19 protein-coding genes are annotated in these 22708 nt (G+C 71.1%); 10 read left to right on the forward strand and 9 right to left on the reverse strand.

What is annotated here, in order from left to right; genetic code table 11:
* The first annotated feature begins 266 nt into the window (after positions 1 to 266).
* From leuA to LRS74_RS23495, 6 genes are all read left to right on the forward strand, one after another.
* A complete protein-coding gene (gene leuA / locus LRS74_RS23470; RefSeq protein ID WP_277742866.1) occupies positions 267 to 2042 on the forward strand; it encodes a 2-isopropylmalate synthase in 1776 nt (591 codons plus the stop codon).
* 152 nt (positions 2043 to 2194) lie between these two features.
* Positions 2195 to 2929 (forward strand): TerB family tellurite resistance protein, encoded by a 735-nt coding sequence (locus tag LRS74_RS23475; protein ID WP_277742867.1) that lies wholly within the window; start codon positions 2195 to 2197, stop codon positions 2927 to 2929.
* 368 nt (positions 2930 to 3297) lie between these two features.
* Entirely contained in the window at positions 3298 to 4314 is a 1017-nt protein-coding gene (locus LRS74_RS23480) for a winged helix-turn-helix domain-containing protein (protein ID WP_277742868.1), read from the forward strand.
* 57 nt (positions 4315 to 4371) lie between these two features.
* Entirely contained in the window at positions 4372 to 5121 is a 750-nt protein-coding gene (locus LRS74_RS23485; RefSeq protein WP_277742869.1) for a type 1 glutamine amidotransferase, read from the forward strand.
* 90 nt (positions 5122 to 5211) lie between these two features.
* Positions 5212 to 5958 (forward strand): DNA repair protein RecO, encoded by a 747-nt coding sequence (gene recO, locus LRS74_RS23490; protein ID WP_144383652.1) that lies wholly within the window; start codon positions 5212 to 5214, stop codon positions 5956 to 5958.
* A gap of 33 nt (positions 5959 to 5991) precedes the next feature.
* Positions 5992 to 6816, forward strand: coding sequence for an isoprenyl transferase (locus LRS74_RS23495; RefSeq protein ID WP_277742870.1), 825 nt, complete (start codon positions 5992 to 5994; stop codon positions 6814 to 6816).
* Positions 6817 to 6895: 79 nt separating this feature from the next.
* On the opposite strand, the gene LRS74_RS23500 is transcribed toward LRS74_RS23495, so the two are convergent.
* The 4 genes from LRS74_RS23500 to LRS74_RS23515 all read right to left on the reverse strand — a co-directional run bounded on the left by LRS74_RS23500 (position 6896) and on the right by LRS74_RS23515 (position 10182).
* Positions 6896 to 7315 (reverse strand): Fur family transcriptional regulator, encoded by a 420-nt coding sequence (locus LRS74_RS23500; RefSeq protein WP_277742871.1) that lies wholly within the window; start codon positions 7313 to 7315, stop codon positions 6896 to 6898.
* Positions 7316 to 7445: 130 nt separating this feature from the next.
* On the reverse strand, positions 7446 to 8327 hold the full coding sequence (locus LRS74_RS23505) for a metal ABC transporter permease (protein WP_277742872.1): 882 nt from the start codon (positions 8325 to 8327) through the stop codon (positions 7446 to 7448).
* Positions 8327 to 9094, reverse strand: a complete 768-nt coding sequence (locus tag LRS74_RS23510) for a metal ABC transporter ATP-binding protein (protein ID WP_277742873.1) — start codon at positions 9092 to 9094, stop codon at positions 8327 to 8329. The genes LRS74_RS23505 and LRS74_RS23510 overlap by 1 nt, the downstream gene beginning before the upstream one ends.
* 14 nt (positions 9095 to 9108) lie before the next feature.
* Positions 9109 to 10182, reverse strand: coding sequence for a metal ABC transporter substrate-binding protein (locus LRS74_RS23515; protein WP_277742874.1), 1074 nt, complete (start codon positions 10180 to 10182; stop codon positions 9109 to 9111).
* A gap of 140 nt (positions 10183 to 10322) precedes the next feature.
* Here LRS74_RS23515 and LRS74_RS23520 point away from each other — a divergent pair, with 140 nt between their 5' ends.
* Positions 10323 to 11702, forward strand: coding sequence for a glycine--tRNA ligase (locus LRS74_RS23520; RefSeq protein ID WP_277742875.1), 1380 nt, complete (start codon positions 10323 to 10325; stop codon positions 11700 to 11702).
* A 100-nt stretch (positions 11703 to 11802) separates the two neighbouring features.
* On the opposite strand, the gene LRS74_RS23525 is transcribed toward LRS74_RS23520, so the two are convergent.
* The 4 genes from LRS74_RS23525 to LRS74_RS23540 all read right to left on the reverse strand — a co-directional run bounded on the left by LRS74_RS23525 (position 11803) and on the right by LRS74_RS23540 (position 15608).
* Entirely contained in the window at positions 11803 to 12405 is a 603-nt protein-coding gene (locus LRS74_RS23525) for a Uma2 family endonuclease (protein WP_277742876.1), read from the reverse strand.
* A 90-nt stretch (positions 12406 to 12495) separates the two neighbouring features.
* Positions 12496 to 13077, reverse strand: a complete 582-nt coding sequence (locus LRS74_RS23530) for a TetR family transcriptional regulator (RefSeq protein WP_277742877.1) — start codon at positions 13075 to 13077, stop codon at positions 12496 to 12498.
* Positions 13078 to 13085: 8 nt separating this feature from the next.
* Positions 13086 to 14090, reverse strand: coding sequence for an aldo/keto reductase (locus LRS74_RS23535; RefSeq protein ID WP_277742878.1), 1005 nt, complete (start codon positions 14088 to 14090; stop codon positions 13086 to 13088).
* 135 nt (positions 14091 to 14225) lie between these two features.
* Complete coding sequence (locus LRS74_RS23540; RefSeq protein ID WP_277744892.1) at positions 14226 to 15608, reverse strand: MFS transporter; 1383 nt, start codon at positions 15606 to 15608, stop codon at positions 14226 to 14228.
* Positions 15609 to 15832: 224 nt separating this feature from the next.
* On the opposite strand from LRS74_RS23540, the gene LRS74_RS23545 reads away from it, so the two are divergent.
* On the forward strand, positions 15833 to 16708 hold the full coding sequence (locus LRS74_RS23545; RefSeq protein ID WP_277742879.1) for a helix-turn-helix transcriptional regulator: 876 nt from the start codon (positions 15833 to 15835) through the stop codon (positions 16706 to 16708).
* Between the two features lie 57 nt (positions 16709 to 16765).
* Here LRS74_RS23545 and LRS74_RS23550 read toward each other — a convergent pair whose 3' ends face one another.
* Complete coding sequence (locus LRS74_RS23550) at positions 16766 to 18271, reverse strand: MFS transporter (protein ID WP_277742880.1); 1506 nt, start codon at positions 18269 to 18271, stop codon at positions 16766 to 16768.
* 110 nt (positions 18272 to 18381) lie between these two features.
* On the opposite strand from LRS74_RS23550, the gene dusB reads away from it, so the two are divergent.
* Positions 18382 to 19518, forward strand: a complete 1137-nt coding sequence (gene dusB / locus LRS74_RS23555) for a tRNA dihydrouridine synthase DusB (protein WP_277742881.1) — start codon at positions 18382 to 18384, stop codon at positions 19516 to 19518.
* A 400-nt stretch (positions 19519 to 19918) separates the two neighbouring features.
* On the forward strand, positions 19919 to 22633 hold the full coding sequence (gene ppdK / locus LRS74_RS23560; protein ID WP_277742882.1) for a pyruvate, phosphate dikinase: 2715 nt from the start codon (positions 19919 to 19921) through the stop codon (positions 22631 to 22633).
* Positions 22634 to 22708 lie beyond the last annotated feature (75 nt).

Below are 22708 nucleotides of genomic sequence, written 5' to 3' on the forward strand. Positions count from 1 at the left end.
AGTGGTTGATTCCCATTCGCACGCAACGGCGGCGCCGACCCCCACTCGTCCCGCATAGTGAAACGGGGGCTCCACATGCCGTACGGCTCGGATATGGTCGTTTCCATCATGCGTTTCGGGCTGCTTCTTCTTAGCTGCCGCGGCGAGGGCCTGTTGTCGTAGGTCGACCCCCTCCCCGCGGAGTGCGGTGTTGCGCCATACGCGCCCCGTCGGCCGTCCCAGTGCATCCCATGAATCCACGCGGACACCACAGGAGCCCCACGCAGATGTCGGTCCCTTCCACTCCCGAGCATTCCGTCGGCCGTCCCACGCCCATCACGGCGGCGACCGTCACGCAGCGGCCGTCCGGGATGCCGATCCACAAGTACGGCCCCTACGAGGCGGTGGACCTGGCCGACCGCACCTGGCCGAACCATCGCATCACCGCCGCGCCGCGCTGGCTCTCCACCGACCTGCGGGACGGTAACCAGGCGCTGATCGACCCGATGTCCCCGGCCCGCAAGCGGGAGATGTTCGACCTGCTGGTCCGGATGGGCTACAAGGAGATCGAGGTCGGCTTCCCCTCCTCGGGCCAGACCGACTTCGACTTCGTACGGTCGATCATCGAGGAAGGCGCCATCCCGGAGGACGTGACGATCTCCGTGCTGACCCAGGCGCGGGAGGAGCTGATCGAGCGCACCGTGGAGTCGCTGCGCGGCGCGCACAAGGCGACCGTGCACCTGTACAACGCCACCGCGCCGGTCTTCCGCCGCGTCGTCTTCCGCGGCTCGCGCGAGCAGGTCAAGCAGATCGCCGTCGACGGCACCCGGCTGGTGATGGAGTACGCCGAGAAGATCCTGGGTGACGAGACCGTCTTCGGCTACCAGTACAGCCCCGAGATCTTCACCGACACCGAGCTGGACTTCGCGCTGGAGGTCTGCGAGGGCGTCATGGACGTCTGGCAGCCGGAGGCCGGGCGGGAGATCATCCTGAATCTGCCCGCCACGGTCGAGCGGTCGACCCCCTCCACCCACGCCGACCGCTTCGAGTGGATGTCGCGGAACCTGTCCCGGCGCGAGCACGTGTGCCTGTCGGTCCACCCGCACAACGACCGGGGCACCGCCGTCGCCGCCGCCGAGCTGGCGATCATGGCGGGCGCGGACCGGATCGAGGGCTGCCTGTTCGGCCAGGGCGAGCGCACCGGCAACGTCGACCTGGTGACGCTGGGCATGAACCTGTTCTCCCAGGGCGTGGACCCGCAGATCGACTTCTCGCAGATCGACGAGATCCGTCGCACCGCCGAGTACTGCAGCCAGATGGAGGTCCACCCGCGCCACCCGTACGCCGGTGACCTGGTCTACACCGCCTTCTCCGGCTCCCACCAGGACGCCATCAAGAAGGGCTTCGAGGCGATGGAGGCCACCGCCTCCGCCGCCGGCAAGACGGTGGACGAGATCGAGTGGGCGGTTCCGTACCTGCCCATCGACCCCAAGGACGTGGGCCGCTCCTACGAGGCGGTCATCCGGGTGAACTCGCAGTCCGGCAAGGGCGGAATCGCCTACGTGCTGAAGAACGACCACAAGCTGGACCTGCCGCGCCGGATGCAGATCGAGTTCTCCAGGACGATTCAGGCCAAGACCGACGCCGAGGGCGGCGAGGTCACGCCCAAGGACATCTGGGCCGTCTTCCAGGACGAGTACCTGCCCAATCCGGCCGACCCGTGGGGCCGCATCCAGCTGCGCGCGGGCCAGACCACGACCGACAAGGACGGCATCGACACCCTCACCGTCGAGGCGGTCGTGGACGGCGTGGAGACCGTGCTGACCGGCTCCGGCAACGGCCCGATCTCCGCGTTCTTCGAGGCCCTGGCCGCGATCGGGGTGGACGCCCGACTGCTGGACTACCAGGAGCACACGATGAGCGAGGGCGCGAGCGCCCAGGCCGCCTCGTACATCGAGTGCGCGATCGACGGCAAGGTGCTGTGGGGCATCGGCATCGACGCCAACACCACCCGCGCCTCCCTGAAGGCCGTCGTCTCGGCGGTCAACCGGGCGCACCGCTGATCCACGCCCCGCCCGGTGCCCGCTCACCCGTGTGGTGGGTGGGCCACCGGGTTTGGCCTGTTGTCTCCGTACGGGGTACTGACGACACATTGGCGATGTGGCTAACATCACGTCAACGCGGCGACGTTGCCGGAGCGTGATGGAGGTGCGACGTGGTGCACACGGAGAGCCGCGGCGGCGGCGACGGCCGGAGCGGCCGGGAGCTGTGCGTCGTGGGTGTGCGCACGCTCTGGAAGACCGTCGGTGACGGCGAGTTCTTCTGCACCGAGTGCGGCGGCGACCGCAACTACCGCCGGCGCACCGGCCGCCGGCGCGTCGTGCTGTTCGGCCTCCCGCTCCCGCTGCTGCCGCGCAGCCAGGTCGCGCCCGTCCTCGAATGCGCCTCCTGCCGGGGCCGCTTCGGCATGGAGGCCCTGGACCACCCCACCACCACCCGCTTCTCCGCGATGCTGCGCGACGCCGTGCACACCGTCACCCTCGCCGTCCTCGCCGCCGGCGGCACCGAGGCCCGCCCGGTCCGCGACGCCGCCGTCGGCGCGGTCCGCAACGCCGGCTTCGACGACTGCGACGAGGAGCAGCTGCTCACCCTCATCGAGGCCCTGGCCGCGGACACCGGCCGCCTCCCCGACACCTGCGCCTCCCGCGACGGACTGGACCCCTGCGGCACCGCGCTCGCCATAGAGCTCCACGAGGCACTGGAACCCCTCGCCCCCCACCTCGCCCCCGCCGGCCGCGAGGCGATCCTGCTCCAAGGCGCCCGCATCGCCGTCGCCGACGGCCCCTACCGCCCCGCCGAGCGCGCCGTCCTCGAAACCGTCGGCCGTGCCCTGATGATCGGCCCGGACGACACGGCGCGGCTGCTGGCGACCACGCGGACCTCGTCCTGACGCGCCGCTGGCCCTGACGCGCCCGCGGACCGGAGCGTGAGGGCTTCGGGTGTCGGGGTGCTCGGAAGCGGGGCGGTGATACGCGGGCCGACGATACGCGGGCCGACGCGGCCGTCCAGGGCGCCGACGCGATGCGTCAAGGGAGGCGACGCGGCCGTCCACGGGCCGACGCGGCGTCCACGGGCCGACGCGGCCGTCTGTGGTGCGCGGGCGTGGCCGTGGCGCGAGAGTAGGGTGCGACACGGAGGCACCTCCCCCCGTTGAACAACCGGTACCTCCGTGCCGCGTAACCAGACTGGATGGCAGGCGAGGCCACGTCGACGTGTTTCGGCGAGGCCCGAAGGACGGCGAATCGGGAGGATCAGCCCATGGTGCTGCGCATCCACTTCACGGCCGAGGATCTGGCGCGCACCCGGCTGGCCGACCGGCCGCGGCCGCTGCTCGAACTGGGCAGCGCGATCCGGCTGTTGCAGAAGCCCACGCACACCTCGACGCATCCGGTCTGCTTCGACGCCTGGCGGCACCGGGCGTTCACCCGGCTGAGCCCGCGGGTGCGGACGCTCTTCGAGCTGATCCCGGCGTCCGGCTGGTCGTTGGACTTCCTCACCCCCGAGGCGTACGGCGACCCCGCGGCGCTGCTGGAGGAGGTGCGCCGCACCCCGAGCGCCCGATTACGCGCCGACCTGGCCGAGTGGGCGGAGCAGCGACCGCGAATACCGCGATGGACCCGCCGGCTCATGGACGAACCCCGGCAGCTGCAACGGCTGGTCGACACCATGGAGCACGCCTACGACCAGGTGATCGCGCCGTACTGGACGCAGATCGAGCAGCATGCCCGCACCGACCGGGCCGTCCGCATGCGCCAGCTCACCGAGGAGGGGCTCGCGGGGCTGCTGGGCGGGCTCAACCCGCGCTACATCCGGTGGGACCCGCCCGTCCTGGAGGTGACCCTGGCCTCGGGCCTCAGCGGCGACCTCCCGCTGTGCGGCCGCGGGCTGCTGCTCGTCCCCTCCTACTTCGAGTCGACCTTCCCGGTGCTCAACGACGCCGATCCGCAGCCCTGGATCGTCTTCCCCATCTGCGTCGACGAGAACATCCTGGTCCCGCTCGCCGCCACCACCGAGTCCGCCCGCGCGGGGGTGCCCCAGTCCCTGACCGCCCTCCTCGGTCGTACCCGCGCCACCGTCCTCCGCGCCATCGCCGACCACCCCGGCTGCACCACCAGCGAACTCGCCGACCACGCCCGGATCGCCACCGCCAGCGCCAGCGAGCACGCCACGATCCTGCGCGGCGCCGGCCTCACCACCAGCAGCCGCCACCGCAACTCCGTGCTGCACACCCCCACCGCGGCCGGGATCTCCCTGCTCAACGCGGCCACGTACTGACGTGCGAGGATCATGGGCCGGACCCACGCCACCACCCCACCGAAGCGAGGAGACGGCATGCCCGCGCGCACCGTACTGATCCTGCAGCATGTCGAGGTCGAGAAGCCGGGCATGATCCTTGACGCGCTGGCCGGCTGCGACGTCGAGGTCGACATCCGCAACCTGCTCACGACGGCGCCGGGCGCCCCGGCCGGTGAGCTGCCCGCGGCGGCCGAGTTGGCCGGGCTGGTCGTCATGGGCGGCCCCATGAACGCCGACGACACGGCCGCACACCCCGGGCTCGCCCGGGAGCGGGAGCTCCTGGCGGACGCCGTGGCGGCCGGTGTGCCGACGCTCGGCGTCTGCCTGGGCGCCCAACTGCTCGCCCGCTCGCAGGACATGAAGGTGCTGCCCGGTGCCGCCCTCGGCCAGGGCCCCGAGATCGGCTGGGCCCCGCTCCACGACGTCGACCGCCGTGACCCGGTCGTCGGTCCGCTCGCCGACGCCCCGGGAGTGCTGCACTGGCACGGCGACCGCATCGTCCTGGACGGGCCCGCCCTGGCCCGCACGGAGACCACCTCCTGCCAGGCGTTCCGCGTCGGGCCCGCGGCATGGGGGCTCCAGTTCCACCTGGAGGTCACCCCCGCCCTGCTGGACGAGTGGCTGGCCGAGCCCGGCTTCGTCGCGGAGGCGCGGGACGCCCTCGGCCCCGGCGCCCTGGACCGGCTGCGGGCCGACGCCCGCACCGTCGCCCCGGCGCTGCGCCCCCTGGCCGAACAGAGCCTGAGCCACCTGCGCCGGCTGGTCCAGGAGCGGGCGGCACGCTGACGCCGAGCGCCGCCGCCGAACCCCGAAACGGGGGCGGACCCGGCCGGGTGCGTGGCGCCGCGGGGCGCCGCCGTACGGAACAATGGCTCCATGAGTCTGTTCCGCGACGACGGCATCGTGCTGCGCACCCAGAAGCTCGGCGAGGCGGACCGGATCATCACGCTGTTGACCCGGGGCCACGGACGGGTGCGGGCCGTCGCCCGGGGGGTGCGACGGACCAAGTCGAAGTTCGGGGCTCGGCTGGAGCCTTTCTCGCATGTGGACGTGCAGTTCTTCGCACGCGGCAGCGACCTGGTCGGCCGTAGCCTGCCGCTGTGCACGCAGAGCGAGACCATCGCTCCGTACGGCAGCGGTATCGTGACCGACTACGCGCGCTACACCGCCGGGACCGCGATGCTGGAGACAGCGGAGCGGTTCACGGACCAGGAGGGCGAGCCCGCCGTCCAGCAGTATCTGCTGCTGGTCGGCGGGCTTCGCACGCTTGCGGCGGGGGAGCACGCTCCGCATCTGGTGCTCGACGCGTTCCTGCTGCGCTCGCTCGCCGTCAACGGCTACGCGCCGAGCTTCGGCGACTGTGCGAAGTGCGGCATGCCGGGTCCGAACCGGTTTTTCTCGGTCGGCGCCGGCGGCGTGATCTGCGGTGAGTGCCGGGTGCCCGGAAGCGTCGTACCCTCCTCGGAGACGCTGACGCTGCTCGGGGCGCTGCTCACGGGGGACTGGGAGACGGCGGACGCGTGCGAGGCGCGGCACGCCCGCGAAGGCAGCGGGCTGGTCGCGGCGTACCTGCACTGGCACCTCGAGCGGGGACTCCGGTCCCTGCGGTACGTAGAGAAGTAAGCAGCACCAGCCACGAAGGAGACGTGACACCGCATGGCACGACGCGGGATTCTGGGCCGGAGGCGACGTGACTACCGGGCCCCGGACCCACACCCCTCCGGTGCCCGGCCGCCGAAGATCCCCGGTGAGCTGGTCCCCAACCACGTGGCGATCGTCATGGACGGCAACGGCCGCTGGGCCAAGGAGCGCGGCCTGCCGCGCACCGAAGGGCACAAGGTGGGCGAGGGCGTGGTGCTCGACGTCCTCAAGGGCTGCCTGGAGATGGGCGTCAAGAACCTCTCCCTCTACGCCTTCTCCACCGAGAACTGGAAGCGCTCGCCCGACGAGGTCCGCTTCCTGATGAACTTCAACCGCGACGTCATCCGCCGCCGCCGCGACGAGATGGACGAGCTGGGCATCCGCATAAGGTGGACCGGCCGGATGCCCAAGCTGTGGAAGTCCGTGGTGCAGGAGCTCCAGATAGCGCAGGAGCAGACCAAGGACAACGACGCCATGACGCTGTACTTCTGCGTCAACTACGGCGGTCGCGCGGAGCTCGCCGACGCCGCGCAGGCGCTGGCCCGGGACGTCGCGGCGGGGCGGCTCGACCCGGACAAGGTCAACGAGAAGACGCTGGCGAAGTACCTGTACTACCCGGACATGCCGGACGTGGACCTGTTCCTGCGGCCGTCCGGAGAGCAGCGGACCTCGAACTACCTGATATGGCAGAGCGCCTACGCCGAGATGGTCTACCAGGACGTGCTGTGGCCCGATTTCGACCGTCGGGACCTGTGGCGGGCCTGCCTGGAGTACGCCTCCCGGGACCGCCGCTTCGGCGGAGCGATCCCCAATGAGGAGCTCCTCCGCAAGGAGGGGTGACAGGGCGGACAAGGGTGCGGGGCCGGCTGTGACAGCCGGCCCCGCACCCTTGTGTCGTTCTCGCCGCCGGTGGCCGGCGCTACGCCTTGGCCGCCGCGGCGCAGTCGCCGCAGGTGCCGAAGATCTCGATCGTGTGGGCCACGTCCACGAAGCCGTGCTCCGCGGCGATGGAGTCCGCCCACCGCTCCACGGCCGGGCCCTCCACCTCGACGGCCTTGCCGCAGGAGCGGCAGACCAGGTGATGGTGGTGGTCGCCGCTGCTGCACCGGCGGTAGACGGCCTCGCCCTCGGTCGTGCGCAGCACGTCGACCTCGCCCGCGTCGGCGAGCGACTGCAGCGTGCGGTAGACCGTGGTCAGCCCGACCGAGTCACCGCGGTGCTTGAGCATGTCGTGGAGTTCCTGCGCACTGCGGAACTCGTCCACCTCGTCCAGCGCTGCCGCCACCGCCGCGCGCTGCCTGGTGGACCGGCCGCGTACTGGGGGACCCGCGGTCGCCACAGTTTGCCTCCTCAAGCTCGGCTGCTCGAACTCACCCGTCCGGACTTGCATGGTCATTGTGCCAGGTAACGCATGGCGGCCGGGCGAGGCCTGTACAGCCGGGGCGAGAGCCGGGACGGTGGCGTCGGGGCTAGACCTGGACGTCGTCCCGCTTCGGCGTCTCCAGAGTGCACTCCGCGCCGGCCTCCTCGGCCCGTCGGGCGCGCTTTCTGGCCAGCGGTGCGGCGAGGACGGTGATCGCGGCGAAGACGGCGATGGCGAAGACGACGATGGTCGCGCCGGGGGGCACGTCCTCGTAGTAGGAGTAGACGGTGCCGGAGAGGGTGACGGTGACGCCGATGCCCATCGCCGCTGCCAGCGTCATGGCGAAGCCGCGAGTGGCCTGCTGGGCGGCGGCGACCGGGACCACCATCAGCGCGCTGACCAGCAGCAGGCCGACGACCCGCATGGCGACGGTGACGGTGATGGCGGCGGTGACGGCCAGCAGCAGGTTCAGCAGCCGCACCGGCAGCCCGGTGACGCGCGCGAACTCCTCGTCCTGGCAGACCGCGAACAGCTGGCGGCGCAGCCCGATGGTGACCAGCACCACGAAGCCGGCCAGGCAGCTGATCGCGGTGACGTCCTCCGGCGAGACCGTGGTGATCGAGCCGAAGAGGTAGGTCATCAGCTTGCCGTTGCCGCCGTCGGGCGCGAGGTTGATCAGCAGCACGCCGCCGGCCATGCCGCCGTAGAAGAGCATGGCCAGCGCGATGTCGCCGCGGGTCTTGCCGTACCAGCGGATCAGCTCCATCACGATCGCGCCGAGCGCGGAGACGGCGACCGCCGTCCACACGGGGTTGGCGCCGGTCAGGAAGCCGAGGGCGACGCCGGTGAGGGCGACATGGCCGATGCCGTCGCCCATGATCGCCTGGCGGCGCTGGACGAGGTAGATGCCGACGGCGGGGGCGGTGACGCCGATGAGGAGGGCGGCGATCAGCGCCCGCTGCATGAAGGCGTAGTTCAGGAATTCCATCAGCTCAGCAGCCCCGTCCGGATCGGCTCGGCGTCGGGCGCCGCATGCGGATGTACGTGGTCGTGGCCGGGCAGCGCGTGCTGGCCGACGGCCTCCGGCGGGGGACCGTCGTGCACCACGCAGCCGTCACGCAGCACCACGGCGCGGTCGATGAGCGGCTCCAGCGGGCCCAGCTCGTGCAGCACCAGCAGCACGGTGGTGCCGGCGTCGACCTGCTCGCGCAGGGTGGCGGCCAGCACCTGCTGGCTGGCCAGGTCCACCCCGGCCATCGGCTCATCCATGATCAGCAGCTCCGGCTCGCCGGCCAGGGCGCGGGCGATCAGCACCCGCTGGTGCTGGCCGCCGGAGAGCGCGTTGACCGAGTCCCGGGACCGGTCGGCCATGCCGACCAGCTCCAGGGCGCGGTCCACCGCGGCCCGGTCGGCGCGGCCCAGCAGCCCCAGCCGGGAGCGGCCCAGTCGACCCGCGGAGACGACCTCCCGGACGGTCGCGGGGACGCCGCTGGCGGCGGTGGTGCGCTGCGGCACATAGCCGATCCGCGCCCAGTCGCGGAAGCGGCGGCGCGGGGTGCCGAAGAGCTCGAGCTCACCCTCGCTGAGCGGCACCTGGCCGACGACGGCGCGCACGGCCGTCGACTTGCCCGAGCCGTTCGCGCCGAGCAGGGCCACCACCTCGCCGCGGTGCACGGTGAGGTCCACGCCGCGCAGCACGGGGCGCGAGCCCAGCGAGGCCCTGGCCCCGCTGAGGGATATGACCGGCTCCGTCATCTCTGTCGCCTCCGTCACTGTGCGCCCAGGGCTCCCTGCAGGGCCCGCAGGTTCGCCCGCTGGACCGCGAAGTAGTCGTCGCCCCGAGAATCCTCGGCGATGCTCTCCAGCGGGTCCAGCACATCGGTCTTGAGCCCGAGGTCCCCGGCCAGCGTCTTGGCCGTCTTGTCGCTCACGAGCGTCTCGAAGAAGACGGTGTTCACCTTGTCCTCTTCCGCCACCTGGTGCAGCTTCTTCATCCGGGCCGGGCTGGGCTCGGCCTCCGGGTCGAGCCCGGAGATGGCCTCCTGCTCCAGGCCGTAGCGCTCGGCGAGGTAGCCGAAGGCGGCGTGGGCGGTGATGAAGGTGTCGGTGGTGCGGTTCTTCAGTCCGGTGCGGAACTCGCGGTCGAGCGCGTGCAGCTCCTCGACCAGCTTGGCGGTGTTGGCGCGGTAGTCGGCCGCGTGCTTCGGGTCGGCCTTCTCCAGGGCCTTCCCGACGCCCTTGGCCACCTCGGCGTACTTCACCGGGTCCAGCCAGACATGGGGGTCGGCGCCGGTGTCCTCGCCGTGGTCGTGGCCCTCGTGGTCGCCCTGCGGCTCGTCGTGGTCCTCGGCGTGGTCGCCGTGGCCCTCATCGCCGTGGTCGCCGTGGCCCTCATCGCCGTGGTCCTCGCTGCCCTCGCCGTGGCCCTCGGCGCCGTGGTCGTGGCCGTCGACCTCGGCCCCGTGGTCTTCGAGGGGGGTGTACGAAGCGGCGTCGGCGACGTGCTCGGGGCCGTTCTGGTCGATGGCCTCGTCGACGGCGGGCTGCAGGCCCTTGAGGTAGATCACCAGGCCCGACTCGGAGAGCTGGGCGGTCTGCTTGGGGCTGATGTCCAGGTCGTGCGGCTCGGCGCCCGGCTTGGCGAGCGTGGTCACCCGTATGTGATCGCCGCCGATCCGCTCGGCCAGGAACTCCATCGGGTAGAACGCCGCCATCACGCGGAGCTTGCCGTCCCCGTCCCGGCCGTCGGAGTCGGTGGTGGAACAGGCGGTGAGGGCCGCCAGGCCGAGAGCGAGGGCCCCCGCCACGGCGGCCGAGGGTATGAGGCGACGTGCGACGTTCATGACTCTCATTTTCAACAAAACTGGAAACCATTGTCAACAACGGTGGTCGCAGTGCTCAGGGGCCGATCGATTTGATCGAAGGGGTGCACGCGCCGGTAATCTGAGGCATTCGCTTCGTCGTCTTCAATGAAGAGAGCACCGTGGCCGCCGACAAGATCGAAACCATCGTCAGCCTGAGCAAGCGCCGTGGCTTCGTTTACCCCTGCAGCGAGATCTACGGCGGCCAGCGCGCCGCCTGGGACTACGGACCGCTCGGTGTCGAGCTGAAGGAGAACATCAAGCGCCAGTGGTGGCGCTCCATGGTCACCTCGCGTGACGATGTCGTCGGTCTCGACTCCTCGGTGATCCTGGCCCGTGAGGTCTGGGAGGCGTCCGGCCACGTCGCCACCTTCACCGACCCGCTGACCGAGTGCACCTCCTGCCACAAGCGGTTCCGCGCGGACCACCTGGAGGAGGCGTACGAGGCCAAGCACGGCCACGCCCCGGCGAGCCTGGCCGAGCTGAACTGCCCGCACTGCGGCACCAAGGGCTCCTTCACCGAGCCCAAGCAGTTCTCCGGTCTGCTCTCCACCCACCTCGGCCCGACCCAGGACACCGGCTCGGTCGCCTACCTGCGCCCCGAGACCGCCCAGGGCATCTTCACCAACTTCATGCAGGTCCAGCAGACCTCGCGGCGCAAGCCGCCGTTCGGCATCGCCCAGATGGGCAAGTCGTTCCGTAACGAGATCACGCCGGGCAACTTCATCTTCCGCACCCGCGAGTTCGAGCAGATGGAGATGGAGTTCTTCGTCAAGCCGGGCGAGGACGAGCAGTGGCACGAGTACTGGATGGAGCAGCGCTGGAACTGGTACCGCGACCTCGGCATCCGCGAGGAGAACATCCGCTGGTACGAGCACCCGAAGGAGAAGCTGTCCCACTACTCGAAGCGCACCGCTGACATCGAGTACCGCTTCAACTTCGGCGGCACCGAGTTCTCCGAGCTGGAGGGCGTGGCCAACCGCACCGACTACGACCTCAAGGCGCACTCCGCCGCCTCCGGCCAGGACCTGTCGTACTTCGACCAGGAGGCCGGCGAGCGCTGGACCCCCTACGTCATCGAGCCGGCGGCCGGCGTCAACCGCGCCATGCTCGCCTTCATGCTCGACGCCTACATCGAGGACGAGGCGCCCAACGCCAAGGGCAAGATGGAGAAGCGCACCGTGATGCGCCTCGACCCGCGCCTGGCGCCGGTCAAGGTCGCGGTGCTGCCGCTGTCCCGCAACCCGCAGCTGTCCCCGAAGGCCAAGGGCCTCGCCTCGGACCTGCGCAAGCACTGGAACATCGAGTTCGACGACGCCGGCGCCATCGGCCGCCGCTACCGTCGCCAGGACGAGATCGGCACGCCGTTCTGCGTCACCGTCGACTTCGACACCCTCGAGGACAACGCGGTCACCGTGCGCGAGCGCGACACGATGAAGCAGGAGCGCGTCTCCCTGGACCAGATCCAGAGCTACCTGGGCGGCCGCCTGATCGGCTGCTGACGGCTCGGCCTGCCGGCCTGGCCTGAGCGCGGCGAGGCCCCGGTTTCCGTACGGAGCGTACGGAGGCCGGGGCCTCGTGCGTGTGGCGCGGTGCGGTGGCCTACGCCTCCCAGCCGGCGGTGTCGAGCTCGAAGTCGAAGGGGGCGGGGATGTGGACCTTGTCGCCGAACTTGCACGGTGTCCGTGTGGTGTAACCCCATTCGGAGGGCCCGGAGAACACCGTGAGCACCCGTTCCTGCATGTCCAGCAGCAGGTAGACGGGCACATGCCGGCCGTAGACAGCCAGCTTGTCCTGGTAGTCGATGTCGCGTGTTGAGGCGGAGGTCAGCTCGGCGACCAGGGAGAGAGCCTCACCAGGAATCCGGATGCCCTCGGATACGCTCGCGAACGCTGCTGCCTCCGTGACATGCACATCCGGCCCGTAGGCACGCTCGGCGTCAGCGAACACGAACAGGAACGGCGAGGTGTCCACGTTGGAGCCGACGGGTAGGCGGGGCCGCAACTGGTCGCGCAGCGAGAGCATGGGCGCTTGGTATGAGGGCTTCGACCAAGGCGACAAGACGATCTTTCCCCCGATGATCTCGGCGCTGAAGCCTGCCGGTACATGCTCGTTCATGGCCTCCAGGGCTTCACACAGCTGCGCGAAGCTGGCGGCTCCTGGCGTCGTTATCGTCGGTGGTGGGAAGTCCAACATGGTCGTCATGATGCGCCTCCTAGCGTCAGTAGGCCAGCCAACACTCACCGTAGTCAGTCCCGCTGGCAATCGCTGGTGCCATCATCCGATCCGGGGAGCTCAGGTCCGCAGTCCGCACAAAAGCAAGTCGCACACCGCCGCGAACGCCCCGTCGATCTCCGGCAGCGACCACTCCGCCGCGTACGCCGGGTCGTGGAAGCGGTTGGTCGCGTCCCACAGGGCGCGGGCGGTGGTTGCCGGGTCGAGCTCGGTGAACTCGCCGGTGGCCACGCCGGAGGCCACGATGGTCGCGAGCTGCCCGACCATCGTGTCGATGTGGTGCTCCACCGTGGCGCTGTTCTCGCCGACCAGCGCCATGTAGGTGGCGAAGAGCTCCGGGTCGTCGCCGGCCTTGCGCCGCTTGGCGGCGAACAGGGCGGCGAGCCAGGCGCGCAGTCGGTCCGCCGCCGGCTCGGACCCCGCGGCGATCGCGGACAGCTCCGCGTGCGACTGGTCCAGCCACCGCTCGGTGACCGCCTCGCGCAGCGCCGCCTTGGTGCGGAAGTGACGGTAGACGCTGCCGTGGCTGACCCCCAGCGCCCGGGCGACGTCCACCACGGTGGCCTTCGCCGGGCCGAAGCGTCGCAGCACCTCCTCGGTGGCTTCGAGGATGCGGTCGGGGGTCAGCTGCTCGGGCGGCATCGGGTCCCTTACTTCTCGCTGTCGAGGTGCGCCATCTGGGCCTCCGGGTAGCGCGCGCCCGCGGCGGCGCCCGCCGGAACGGCCGCTTCGATCGCGGCCAGGTCGTCGCCGTCGAGCGTAACGTCCAGCGCGCCCACCGCCTCGGCCAGGCGGTCCCGACGCCGCGCGCCGACCAGCGGCACGATGTCCTCGCCACGGGACAGCACCCAGGCGATGGCGATCTGAGCGACGGTCACGCCCTTCCGCTCGGCGATCTCGCGCAGCGCGTCCACCAGGTCCAGGTTGCGGTCGAGGTTCTCCCCCTGGAACCGCGGGCTGATGCCGCGGAAGTCGTTCGCGGCGAGCTTGCGGTCGCGGGCGAAGTGGCCGCTGATCAGGCCGCGGGAGAGCACGCCGTACGCGGTGACGCCGATGCCCAGCTCGCGCGCGGTGGGCAGGATCTCCCGCTCGATCTCCCGCGAGATCAGCGAGTACTCGATCTGGAGGTCGGCGATCGGGGCCACGGCGGCGGCCCGGCGCAGGCTCTCCGCGCCCACCTCCGACAGCCCGATGTGCTTCACATAGCCGGCCTCCACCAGCTCGGCGATGGCGCCGACGGTCTCCTCGACCGGGACGGAGTGGTCGAGCCGGGCGATCCGGTAGATGTCGATGTGGTCCGTGCCCAGGCGCTGCAGCGAGTACGCGGCGAAGTTCTTCACCGCCGCCGGGCGGCCGTCGTAGCCCAGCCAGCTGCCGTCGGGGCCGCGCAGGGCACCGAACTTGACGCTGGTCAGGGCCTGCTCGCGCAGCGCCGCGGGGGCGGTGCGCAGCGCCTCGTTGAGCAGCAGCTCGTTGTGGCCCATGCCGTAGAAGTCGCCGGTGTCCAGCAGTGTGATGCCGGCGTCGAGGGCGGCGTGGACGGTGGCGATGGACTCCGAGCGGTCGGCTTCGCCGTAGAGGGCGGACATGCCCATCGCGCCGAGACCGAGGGAGGAGACCTGGGGGCCGGTGGTGCCGAGGGTGCGGGTCTGCACGGGGTGCTCCTTGGGGGTGGGAGAGCGGCTGACGCCATCGAGAATGACATGTGCGATGACAGATTTCAATATTTGTCATCGAGATTCTGTTCAGTGTCGCTCGAACCCGCGCCGCCCCGTCAGCCCACCGCCCCGTCAGCCCACCGCGCGCGGCAGCCGCAGGCTCAGCAGCGCCGTCAGCACGATGGCCGCCACCTGCACCGCGAGCGTCGTCACCAGCGCGTCCCGCATCCCCGCCGCGGACTCCACGGAGAGGAAGAGCGTGCCGAGGGTGGCCACGCCCAGGGCCATCGCGGACTGCTGCGTGGTGACCATCACCCCGCTGCCCACCCCGGCCCGCTCGGCCGGCACCTCCGCCAGCACGATCCGGAACAGCAGCGGCAACTGGAGCCCCTGGCCGAAGCCGGCCAGCGCGATGCCCGGCAGCAGCGCCCACACGTCCAGGTCCGGCCAGCCGCGCAGCACCGTCACGGCGAGCAGCGTCAGGCCCAGGCCCTGCACCACCGCGCCGACCGTGATCACCCGGCTGCCGAACCGGGCCGCCAGCCGCGGGCCCGCGAGCGAGACGCAGAAGAAGGCCACCGCCATCGGCACCAGCGCCACCCCGGCGGCCACCGGCCCGAACCGCAGGCCCTCCTGGAGCGCCACCGCCACCACGAACATGAAGCCGCCGAAGCCGGTGGAGAACGGCACCACCAGCGCCAGGCCGCGCCGCAGCCCCGGCAGCGCGAACAGGCTCGGCGGCACCAGGGGGACCCGGTCGGGCCGGCCCGCGGCGTCGAGGCGCCGCTCCACCACGAAGAACGCGGCCGCGGCCGGCGGGAACAGCGCCAGCAGCACCCAGGTCCACAGCGGCCATCCCGCGGCCCGCCCCTCCGTCAACGGCAGCAGCAGCGTGACCAGCGAGAGCGCCAGCAGCACCGTGCCGGCCACGTCGACCGGCGCCGGGCGGTCGGAGCGGGTCTCCGGGACGGTACGGGCGGCGAGCACCAGCCCCAACAGCGCGACCGGCACGTTGACCAGGAACACCGCGCGCCAGCCGGTGCCCGCCAGGTCCGCCGCGACCAGCACCCCGCCCAGGATCTGGCCGGCGACCATCGACAGACCGCCGGTGGCGCCGTACAGGCTCAGCGCCCGGGCCCGGCGCGGGCCGGAGGTGGTGGCCTGGATGGTGGCCAGCACCTGGGGGAGCAGCAGCGCGGCGGCCGCGCCCTGCGCCACCCGCGCCCCGACCAGCGTCCAGGCGTCCGGTGCCAGCCCGCAGGCCAGCGAGGTCACGCCGAAGGCGGCCATGCCGACGAGGAACAGCCGGCGGCGCCCGAAGGTGTCGCCGAGCCGGCCGCCGAGCACCAGCAGCACGGCGTACGCCACGCCGTACCCGGCCACCACCAGCTCCAGCACGGCCGGGCTCGCGTCGAGGTCGCGGCCCATCGCGGGCAGGGCGACGTTGACGATGAAGAAGTCGATCATCGGCAGGGCGGAGCCCAGCAGAATGGTGATCAACCCGGGCGCGGTCAGCCCGGCCGGGTCCTTGGCCGGGGCCCGGCCCCGGGACGTGGTCGAGGTCGAAGTCGACGTCGAGGTCGAGATGGGTGCTGTCGAGGTGGGGGGAGCCTGGGCTCGTATCCGGGTATCGCTCACGCCGACGAGCCTCGTCGCCGCCCCAGCCTGGTACCAGAGTCTCTTTATCCTGGTACAAGAGGTACCTGGCAACCGGCTGGGCGCTCCGGCAGGCTGAGATCATGAGTACGACGATCATGCGGCCCGCGGGCACCGACACCGAGACCCGGCGCTCCGAACTCGCCGCCTTCCTGCGCAGCCGTCGTGAGCGGATCACCCCCGAGCAGGTCGGGCTGGTGCGCGGCGCCCGGCGCCGCACCCCCGGCCTGCGCCGCGAGGAGGTCGCCCAGCTCTCCGCCGTCGGCGTCACCTGGTACACGTGGCTGGAGCAGGGCCGCGACATCAAGGTCTCCGCCCAGGTGCTGGACGCCATCGCCCGTGCGCTGCTGCTCGACCGCAGCGAGCGCGCCCATCTCTTCGCCCTCGGCGGGGCCACCGACCCGGCTCCGAGCGGCGAGTGCGGCGGGGTGCCGCGGTCGCTGCGGCTGTTGATGGACGAGTTGGAGCCCTTGCCGGCCTGCGTGCAGAACAGCCGGTCCGACATCCTCGCCTACAACCGCGTCTACGGGCGGATGATGTGCGACCTCGACGCCCTGCCGCCGGAGGACCGCAACTGCCTCTGGTTGGCCTTCACCAACGCCGCCTGGCGCGCCAGCCTGGTCGACCCGCACGAGGCGGTCCGCGCGATGACCGCCAAGTTCCGCGCCGCCATGGCCGAGCACGTCGCCGATCCGGCCTGGAAGGCCCTGGTCAGGCGGCTGCACGAGGCGTCGCCTGAGTTCCGGGAGATCTGGCGGCGGCACGAGGTGCTGCGGCCCGGCGAGAAGACCAAGGTCTTCCGCCAGTCGAGCGTCGGCCTGTTGCGCCTGAACTACACCCCTCTCTGGACCGCCCAGACCCCGGGCGTCGGGACCAGGCTGCTGACGTACGTCCCCGCCGACGCGGAGTCCCGCGAGCGTCTGGAACGGCTGCACGCGCTGGCCCTGACCCCGGCCTGATCCGGTCCGAGGGCGATCGCCGGAGGGCGGTCGCGGGACCTGCGCGGAGCGCTGAGGTCACGACGGCCCCACGCCGGGCGGCGGACACATGTCGGCGTTGGCCGGGGGGCGGCCCGGTCGGGCGGGCTCGTCGAAGAGGGTGGCGGCGCGGCGGGCGGAGCGGTCGGCCCAGGGGGTGGTGGTGAGGACGCCCAGCAGCAGGATGACGCCGCCGCAGCCGGCGATGATCCACCAGGCGGGGCGGCTGGCGGCGGCGAAGTCGGCGGCGGAGGCGGCGCCGTGCAGGGAGGCGACGCCGCCGACGATGCCCGCCGCCAGGACGGAGCCGATCACGGCCACGCCCAGCGAGGTGCCGATCTGCCGGCTGGTGGAGGCGACGGCGGCGGCGACCCCCGCCTGAGCGCGGGGCATGCCCGAGACGGCGGTGTTGGTGATCGGGGCGTTGACCAGGCCGAAGCCGATGCCGAAGAGCACATAGCCGGTGATCAGCGTGGCGTTGTGGGCATGGGCGTCGAAGCCGGCGAAGAGGACCCCGCAGCCGCCCATCGCCAGCCCCGCCAGCAGCAGCGGCAGCCGTGGCCCGCGCCCGCCGACCATCCGCCCCGACAGCGGCGCGAAGACCAGGCACATGGTCGCCATCGGCAGCATCCACAGCCCGGCGTCCAGCGGGGACAGCCCGCGCACCTCCTGGAGGTACAGGGCGTTCACGAACAGGAAGCCGCTGAGCGAGGCGAAGGCGCACACCGCGTTGACGGTCGCCCCACTGAACGGGACGCTGCGGAAGAAGCGCAGTTCGATCAGCGGGTCCACCCGGCGCCGCTCGTAGTGGATCAGCCCCACCAGCGCCAGCACGGCGATCGCGGCGCAGATCGGGATCAGCGGCCCGTCCAGCCCCACGCCCGGCGCCTCGATGATCGCGTAGGTGACGGAGCCGAGCAGCGCGATGACCAGGAGCTGGCCGACGACGTCGACCCGGCGCGGGCGGGGGGCCTGGGACTCCGGCACGTACCGCGCGGTCAGCGCCATCGCGAGGATGCCGACCGGGAGGTTGACCCAGAAGATCGAGCGCCAGCCGACCGACTCCACCAGCACTCCGCCGATCACCGGCCCGGCCGCCATGCTGATGCCCACCACCCCGCCCCATACCCCGATGGCGCGGGCGCGCTCGCGGGGGTCGGTGAAGGTGTTGGTGATGATCGACATCGCCACCGGGTTGAGCATCGAGCCGCCGACGGCCTGCACCATCCGGAAGACCACCAGGAGCTCCAGGTTCGGGGCGAGGCTGCACAGCCCGGAGCCCACCGTGAAGATCACCAGTCCGAGTTGGAAGACCCGCTTGCGGCCGATCCGGTCGGCGGTCGACCCGGACAGCATCAGCAGGGAGGCCAGCACCAGGGCGTAGGCGTCGATCGTCCACTGCATGCCGGAGACCGAGGTGTCCAGGTCCCGTCGCATCACCGGCAGCGCGACGTTGAGCACGGTGTTGTCCAGGCTGACGAGCAGCAGGCTCATACAGCAGACGGCGAGCACGAGCAGGCGCCGCCGTTGGCTCAGCTCAGGCATGATCTGAACGCTACAGCGGCAGCGCCGCTCCGGCGCTGGCGATGCGTCCGCGTGGGTGCGGGACAATGGGAGGTCGTCCCTCCTGCCCGCGCACCCCGAGGAAGCCGCCCATGACCCTGACGCAGCAGTTGCAGATCGGACCGCACACGGTCCAGCCGCCGGTGGTGCTGGCGCCGATGGCCGGGATCACCAACGCGCCGTTCCGCACCCTGTGCCGCGAGTTCTCGGGCGGTAAGGGCTTGTTCGTCAGCGAGATGATCACGACGCGGGCGCTGGTCGAGCGGGACGCCAAGACCATGCGGCTGGTCCACTTCGACGGGACCGAGAAACCGCGTTCCATCCAGCTGTACGGGGTGGACCCGGTCACCGTCGGCAAGGCCGTCCGGATGATCGTGGAAGAGGACCTCGCCGACCACATCGATCTGAACTTCGGCTGCCCGGTGCCGAAGGTGACCCGCAAGGGCGGCGGCTCGGCGCTGCCGTTCAAGCGCCATCTGCTGCGCGCGATCCTGCGCGAGGCGGTGACCGGCGCGGGCGACCTGCCGGTGACGATGAAGATGCGCAAGGGCATCGACGACGACCACCTCACCTACCTCGACGCGGGCCGGATCGCGGTCGAGGAGGGGGTGACGGCCATCGCCCTGCACGGTCGCACCGCGGCGCAGCACTACGGCGGCACGGCCGACTGGGAGGCCATCGCGCGGCTGAAGGAGGCCGTGCCGGAGATCCCGGTGCTGGGCAACGGCGACATCTGGTCGGCGGACGACGCCGTGCGGATGATGCGCGAGACCGGCTGCGACGGCGTGGTCGTGGGGCGCGGCTGCCTGGGGCGCCCCTGGCTCTTCGGCGACCTGGTCGCCGCGTTCGAGGGCGGCGGGAGCCCCGCGCGACCCACGCTGCGCGAGGTGGCGGCGGTGATGCGGCGCCACGCCGAGCTGCTGGGGGAGTGGCTGGAGGACGAGGCGCGCGGTGTCATCGACTTCCGCAAGCACGTCGCCTGGTACACCAAGGGCTTCTCGATCGGCTCCGAGGTTCGGAAGAAACTGGCGATCACCTCATCGCTGGACGAAATGGACGCTCTTATGAGCGAGCTCGACCTCGACCAGCCCTGGCCGATGGGTGCCGACGGCCCGCGTGGACGCACGTCGGGGAGGAACCGGGTCGTCCTGCCGGATGGCTGGCTCAATGATCCGTATGAGCAGGCATCCGTCGACGTCGACGCGGAGTTGGACACCTCGGGGGGATGACGCCCTCGTAGCGCGGCCGTAACGGGTCCGAATGATGGGATCCGGCCAGTGGGCGGTGCGTGATTCTCGCCACGCTTGATGCATGGTTTGCTCATATGAGCGTTTTCGAGGCGGATCCATCTTTCCAAGGGGTGGCACTGGGTGCCACCCCTTTGGTGTTCGTTCCCTTCGGGCTATCCTCACGCTCCGTATGTATTACCGCGCATGGCGCTGGCGTACGGTAGTCATGTGTTCGACTCTTGAAGATGACCCTCCGTGGTGCAACCCAGGGTGAGGACTTTCGATCTAGTGGCGGACGGGTGGTTACGGCCGCATGACGGCCAAGTGGACGTACCCAGGAACCTTCGATCTGGGTACGCTCCCCGCCGTCAGGGCAGCCGTCCGGAGGAGATCGAGTCCCGTGTCGGATACACAAGGTCAGCAGAAGTTCGTTTACGACTTCACCGAGGGCAACAAGGATCTGAAGGACCTGCTCGGCGGGAAGGGTGCCAACCTCGCCGAGATGACCAACCTGGGTCTTCCCGTCCCTCCCGGCTTCACGATCAGCACCGAAGCGTGCCGTGTGTACCTCGAGAGCGGCTCTGAGCCCACGGCACTGCGTGACGAGGTGAGCGCCCACCTCACGGCGCTCGAAGAGACCATGGGCAAGCGCCTCGGCCAGGCGGACGACCCGCTGCTGGTATCGGTGCGCTCCGGCGCCAAGTTCTCCATGCCCGGCATGATGGACACCGTCCTGAACATCGGGCTCTCCGACGAGTCGGTCTCCGGGCTCGCGACGCAGGCCGGCGACGAGCGGTTCGCCTGGGACTCCTACCGCCGTCTGATCCAGATGTTCGGCAAGACCGTCCTCGGCGTCGACGGCGAGCTGTTCGAGGACGCCCTGGAGGAGGCCAAGCGCGCCAAGGGCGTCACCGTCGACGTCGACCTGGACGCCGCCGACCTGCGCCAGCTGGTCGCCGTCTTCAAGGACCTCGTGGCCAAGGAGACCGGTCGCGCGTTCCCGCAGGACCCGCGCGAGCAGATGGACCTCGCCATCAAGGCGGTCTTCGACTCCTGGAACGGCGAGCGTGCCAAGCTCTACCGCCGTCAGGAGCGGATCCCCAGCGACCTGGGCACCGCGGTCAACATCTGCTCGATGGTCTTCGGCAACCTCGGCCCCGACTCCGGCACCGGCGTCGCCTTCACCCGCGACCCGGCCAGCGGCCACCAGGGCGTCTACGGCGACTACCTGCAGAACGCCCAGGGCGAGGACGTCGTCGCCGGCATCCGCAACACGGTCCCGCTCGCCGATCTGGAGCAGATCGACAAGGCGTCGTACGACCAGCTGATGCAGATCATGGAGACGCTGGAGACGCACTACAAGGACCTGTGCGACATCGAGTTCACCATCGAGCGCGGCAAGCTGTGGATGCTCCAGACCCGCGTCGGCAAGCGGACGGCGGGGGCCGCCTTCCGCATCGCCACCCAGCTGGTCGACCAGGGCCTCATCGACGAGGCCGAGGCGCTCCAGCGGGTGAACGGCGCCCAGCTGGCGCAGCTGATGTTCCCGCGCTTCGACGAGAACGCCACCGTGGAGAAGATCGGCCGCGGCATCGCCGCCTCGCCGGGCGCCGCCGTCGGCAAGGCGGTCTTCGACTCGTACACCGCCGTCAAGTGGTCCCGCTCGGGCGAGAAGGTCATCCTGATCCGCCGCGAGACCAACCCGGACGACCTGGACGGCATGATCGCCGCGGAGGGCATCCTCACCTCCCGCGGCGGCAAGACCTCGCACGCGGCCGTGGTCGCCCGCGGCATGGGCAAGACCTGTGTCTGCGGCGCCGAGGAGCTGGAGGTCGACACCAAGCGCCGCCGGATGACCACCGCCTCCGGCGTGGTCGTCGAGGAGGGTGACGTCGTCTCCATCGACGGCTCCACCGGCAAGGTCTACCTGGGCGAGGTCCCGGTGGTCCCGTCCCCGGTCGTCGAGTACTTCGAGGGCCGCATGCACGCGGGCGCCGACGACGCCGACGAGCTGGTCAAGGCCGTGCACCGGGTCATGGCGTACGCGGACCGGGTGCGCCGGCTGCGGGTGCGCGCCAACGCCGACAACGCCGAGGACGCCGCCCGCGCCCGCCGCTTCGGCGCCCAGGGCATCGGGCTGTGCCGCACCGAGCACATGTTCCTCGGTGAGCGGCGCGAGCTGGTGGAGCGGCTCATCCTCGCGGACACCGAGGACGAGCGCGGCCAGGCGCTGGAGGCCCTGCTGCCGCTGCAGAAGGGCGACTTCGTCGAGCTCTTCGAGGCCATGGACGGGCTGCCGGTGACGGTCCGCCTGCTCGACCCGCCGCTGCACGAGTTCCTCCCGGACATCACCGAGCTGTCGGTGCGGGTCGCGCTCGCCGAGGCCCGCGAGGAGACCCACGAGAACGAGCTGCGGCTGCTTCAGGCCGTGCACCGGCTGCACGAGCAGAACCCGATGCTGGGCCTGCGCGGCGTCCGCCTCGGCCTGGTCATCCCCGGCCTGTTCACCATGCAGGTCCGGGCGATCGCCGAGGCCGCGGCGGAGCGGAAGAACGCCAAGGGCGACCCGCGTGCCGAGATCATGATCCCGCTCGTCGGCACCGTGCAGGAGTTGGAGATCGTCCGCGAGGACGCCGAGAAGGTCATCGCCGAGGTCGAGGCCGCCACCGGCGTCGAGCTGAAGCTGGCGCTGGGCACGATGATCGAGCTGCCGCGCGCCGCGGTGACCGCCGGTCAGATCGCCGAGGCCGCCGAGTTCTTCTCCTTCGGCACCAACGACCTCACCCAGACCGTGTGGGGCTTCTCCCGGGACGACGTGGAGGCGAGCTTCTTCACCGCCTACCTGGAGAAGGGCATCTTCGGCGTCAGCCCGTTCGAGACGATCGACAAGGACGGCGTCGGCGCCCTGGTCCGCAGCGCGGTGCAGGCCGGCCGGGCCACCCGCCCGGACATCAAGCTCGGCGTCTGCGGCGAGCACGGCGGCGACCCGGAGTCCGTTCACTTCTTCCACGAGGTGGGTCTGGACTACGTCTCCTGCTCCCCGTTCCGGATCCCGGTGGCGCGCCTGGAGGCGGGCCGCGCGGCGGCCCAGAGCACGGGCAGCGACAGCCGCTGACGCAGCGGCCCTCGCCGGCCCGCGCGAGCGGGCCGGCAGGGGCGCGACCGCGGTGGGCCGTCCGTCCGAAGACGG

The sequence above is a fragment of the Streptomyces sp. LX-29 genome (assembly GCF_029541745.1).
Classification (GTDB): domain Bacteria; phylum Actinomycetota; class Actinomycetes; order Streptomycetales; family Streptomycetaceae; genus Streptomyces.

Coding starts and splice junctions, on each gene's coding strand:
- LRS74_RS23515 (WP_277742874.1), bottom strand. CDS start 10,182: ATGAACGTCGCACGTCGCCTCATACCCTCGGCCGCCGTGGCGGGGGCC.
- LRS74_RS23485 (WP_277742869.1), top strand. CDS start 4,372: ATGCCCGCGCGCACCGTACTGATCCTGCAGCATGTCGAGGTCGAGAAG.
- recO (WP_144383652.1), top strand. CDS start 5,212: ATGAGTCTGTTCCGCGACGACGGCATCGTGCTGCGCACCCAGAAGCTC.
- dusB (WP_277742881.1), top strand. CDS start 18,382: ATGACCCTGACGCAGCAGTTGCAGATCGGACCGCACACGGTCCAGCCG.
- LRS74_RS23525 (WP_277742876.1), bottom strand. CDS start 12,405: ATGACGACCATGTTGGACTTCCCACCACCGACGATAACGACGCCAGGA.
- LRS74_RS23530 (WP_277742877.1), bottom strand. CDS start 13,077: ATGCCGCCCGAGCAGCTGACCCCCGACCGCATCCTCGAAGCCACCGAG.
- LRS74_RS23505 (WP_277742872.1), bottom strand. CDS start 8,327: ATGGAATTCCTGAACTACGCCTTCATGCAGCGGGCGCTGATCGCCGCC.
- LRS74_RS23545 (WP_277742879.1), top strand. CDS start 15,833: ATGAGTACGACGATCATGCGGCCCGCGGGCACCGACACCGAGACCCGG.
- LRS74_RS23495 (WP_277742870.1), top strand. CDS start 5,992: ATGGCACGACGCGGGATTCTGGGCCGGAGGCGACGTGACTACCGGGCC.
- LRS74_RS23550 (WP_277742880.1), bottom strand. CDS start 18,271: ATGCCTGAGCTGAGCCAACGGCGGCGCCTGCTCGTGCTCGCCGTCTGC.
- leuA (WP_277742866.1), top strand. CDS start 267: ATGTCGGTCCCTTCCACTCCCGAGCATTCCGTCGGCCGTCCCACGCCC.
- LRS74_RS23510 (WP_277742873.1), bottom strand. CDS start 9,094: ATGACGGAGCCGGTCATATCCCTCAGCGGGGCCAGGGCCTCGCTGGGC.
- LRS74_RS23480 (WP_277742868.1), top strand. CDS start 3,298: ATGGTGCTGCGCATCCACTTCACGGCCGAGGATCTGGCGCGCACCCGG.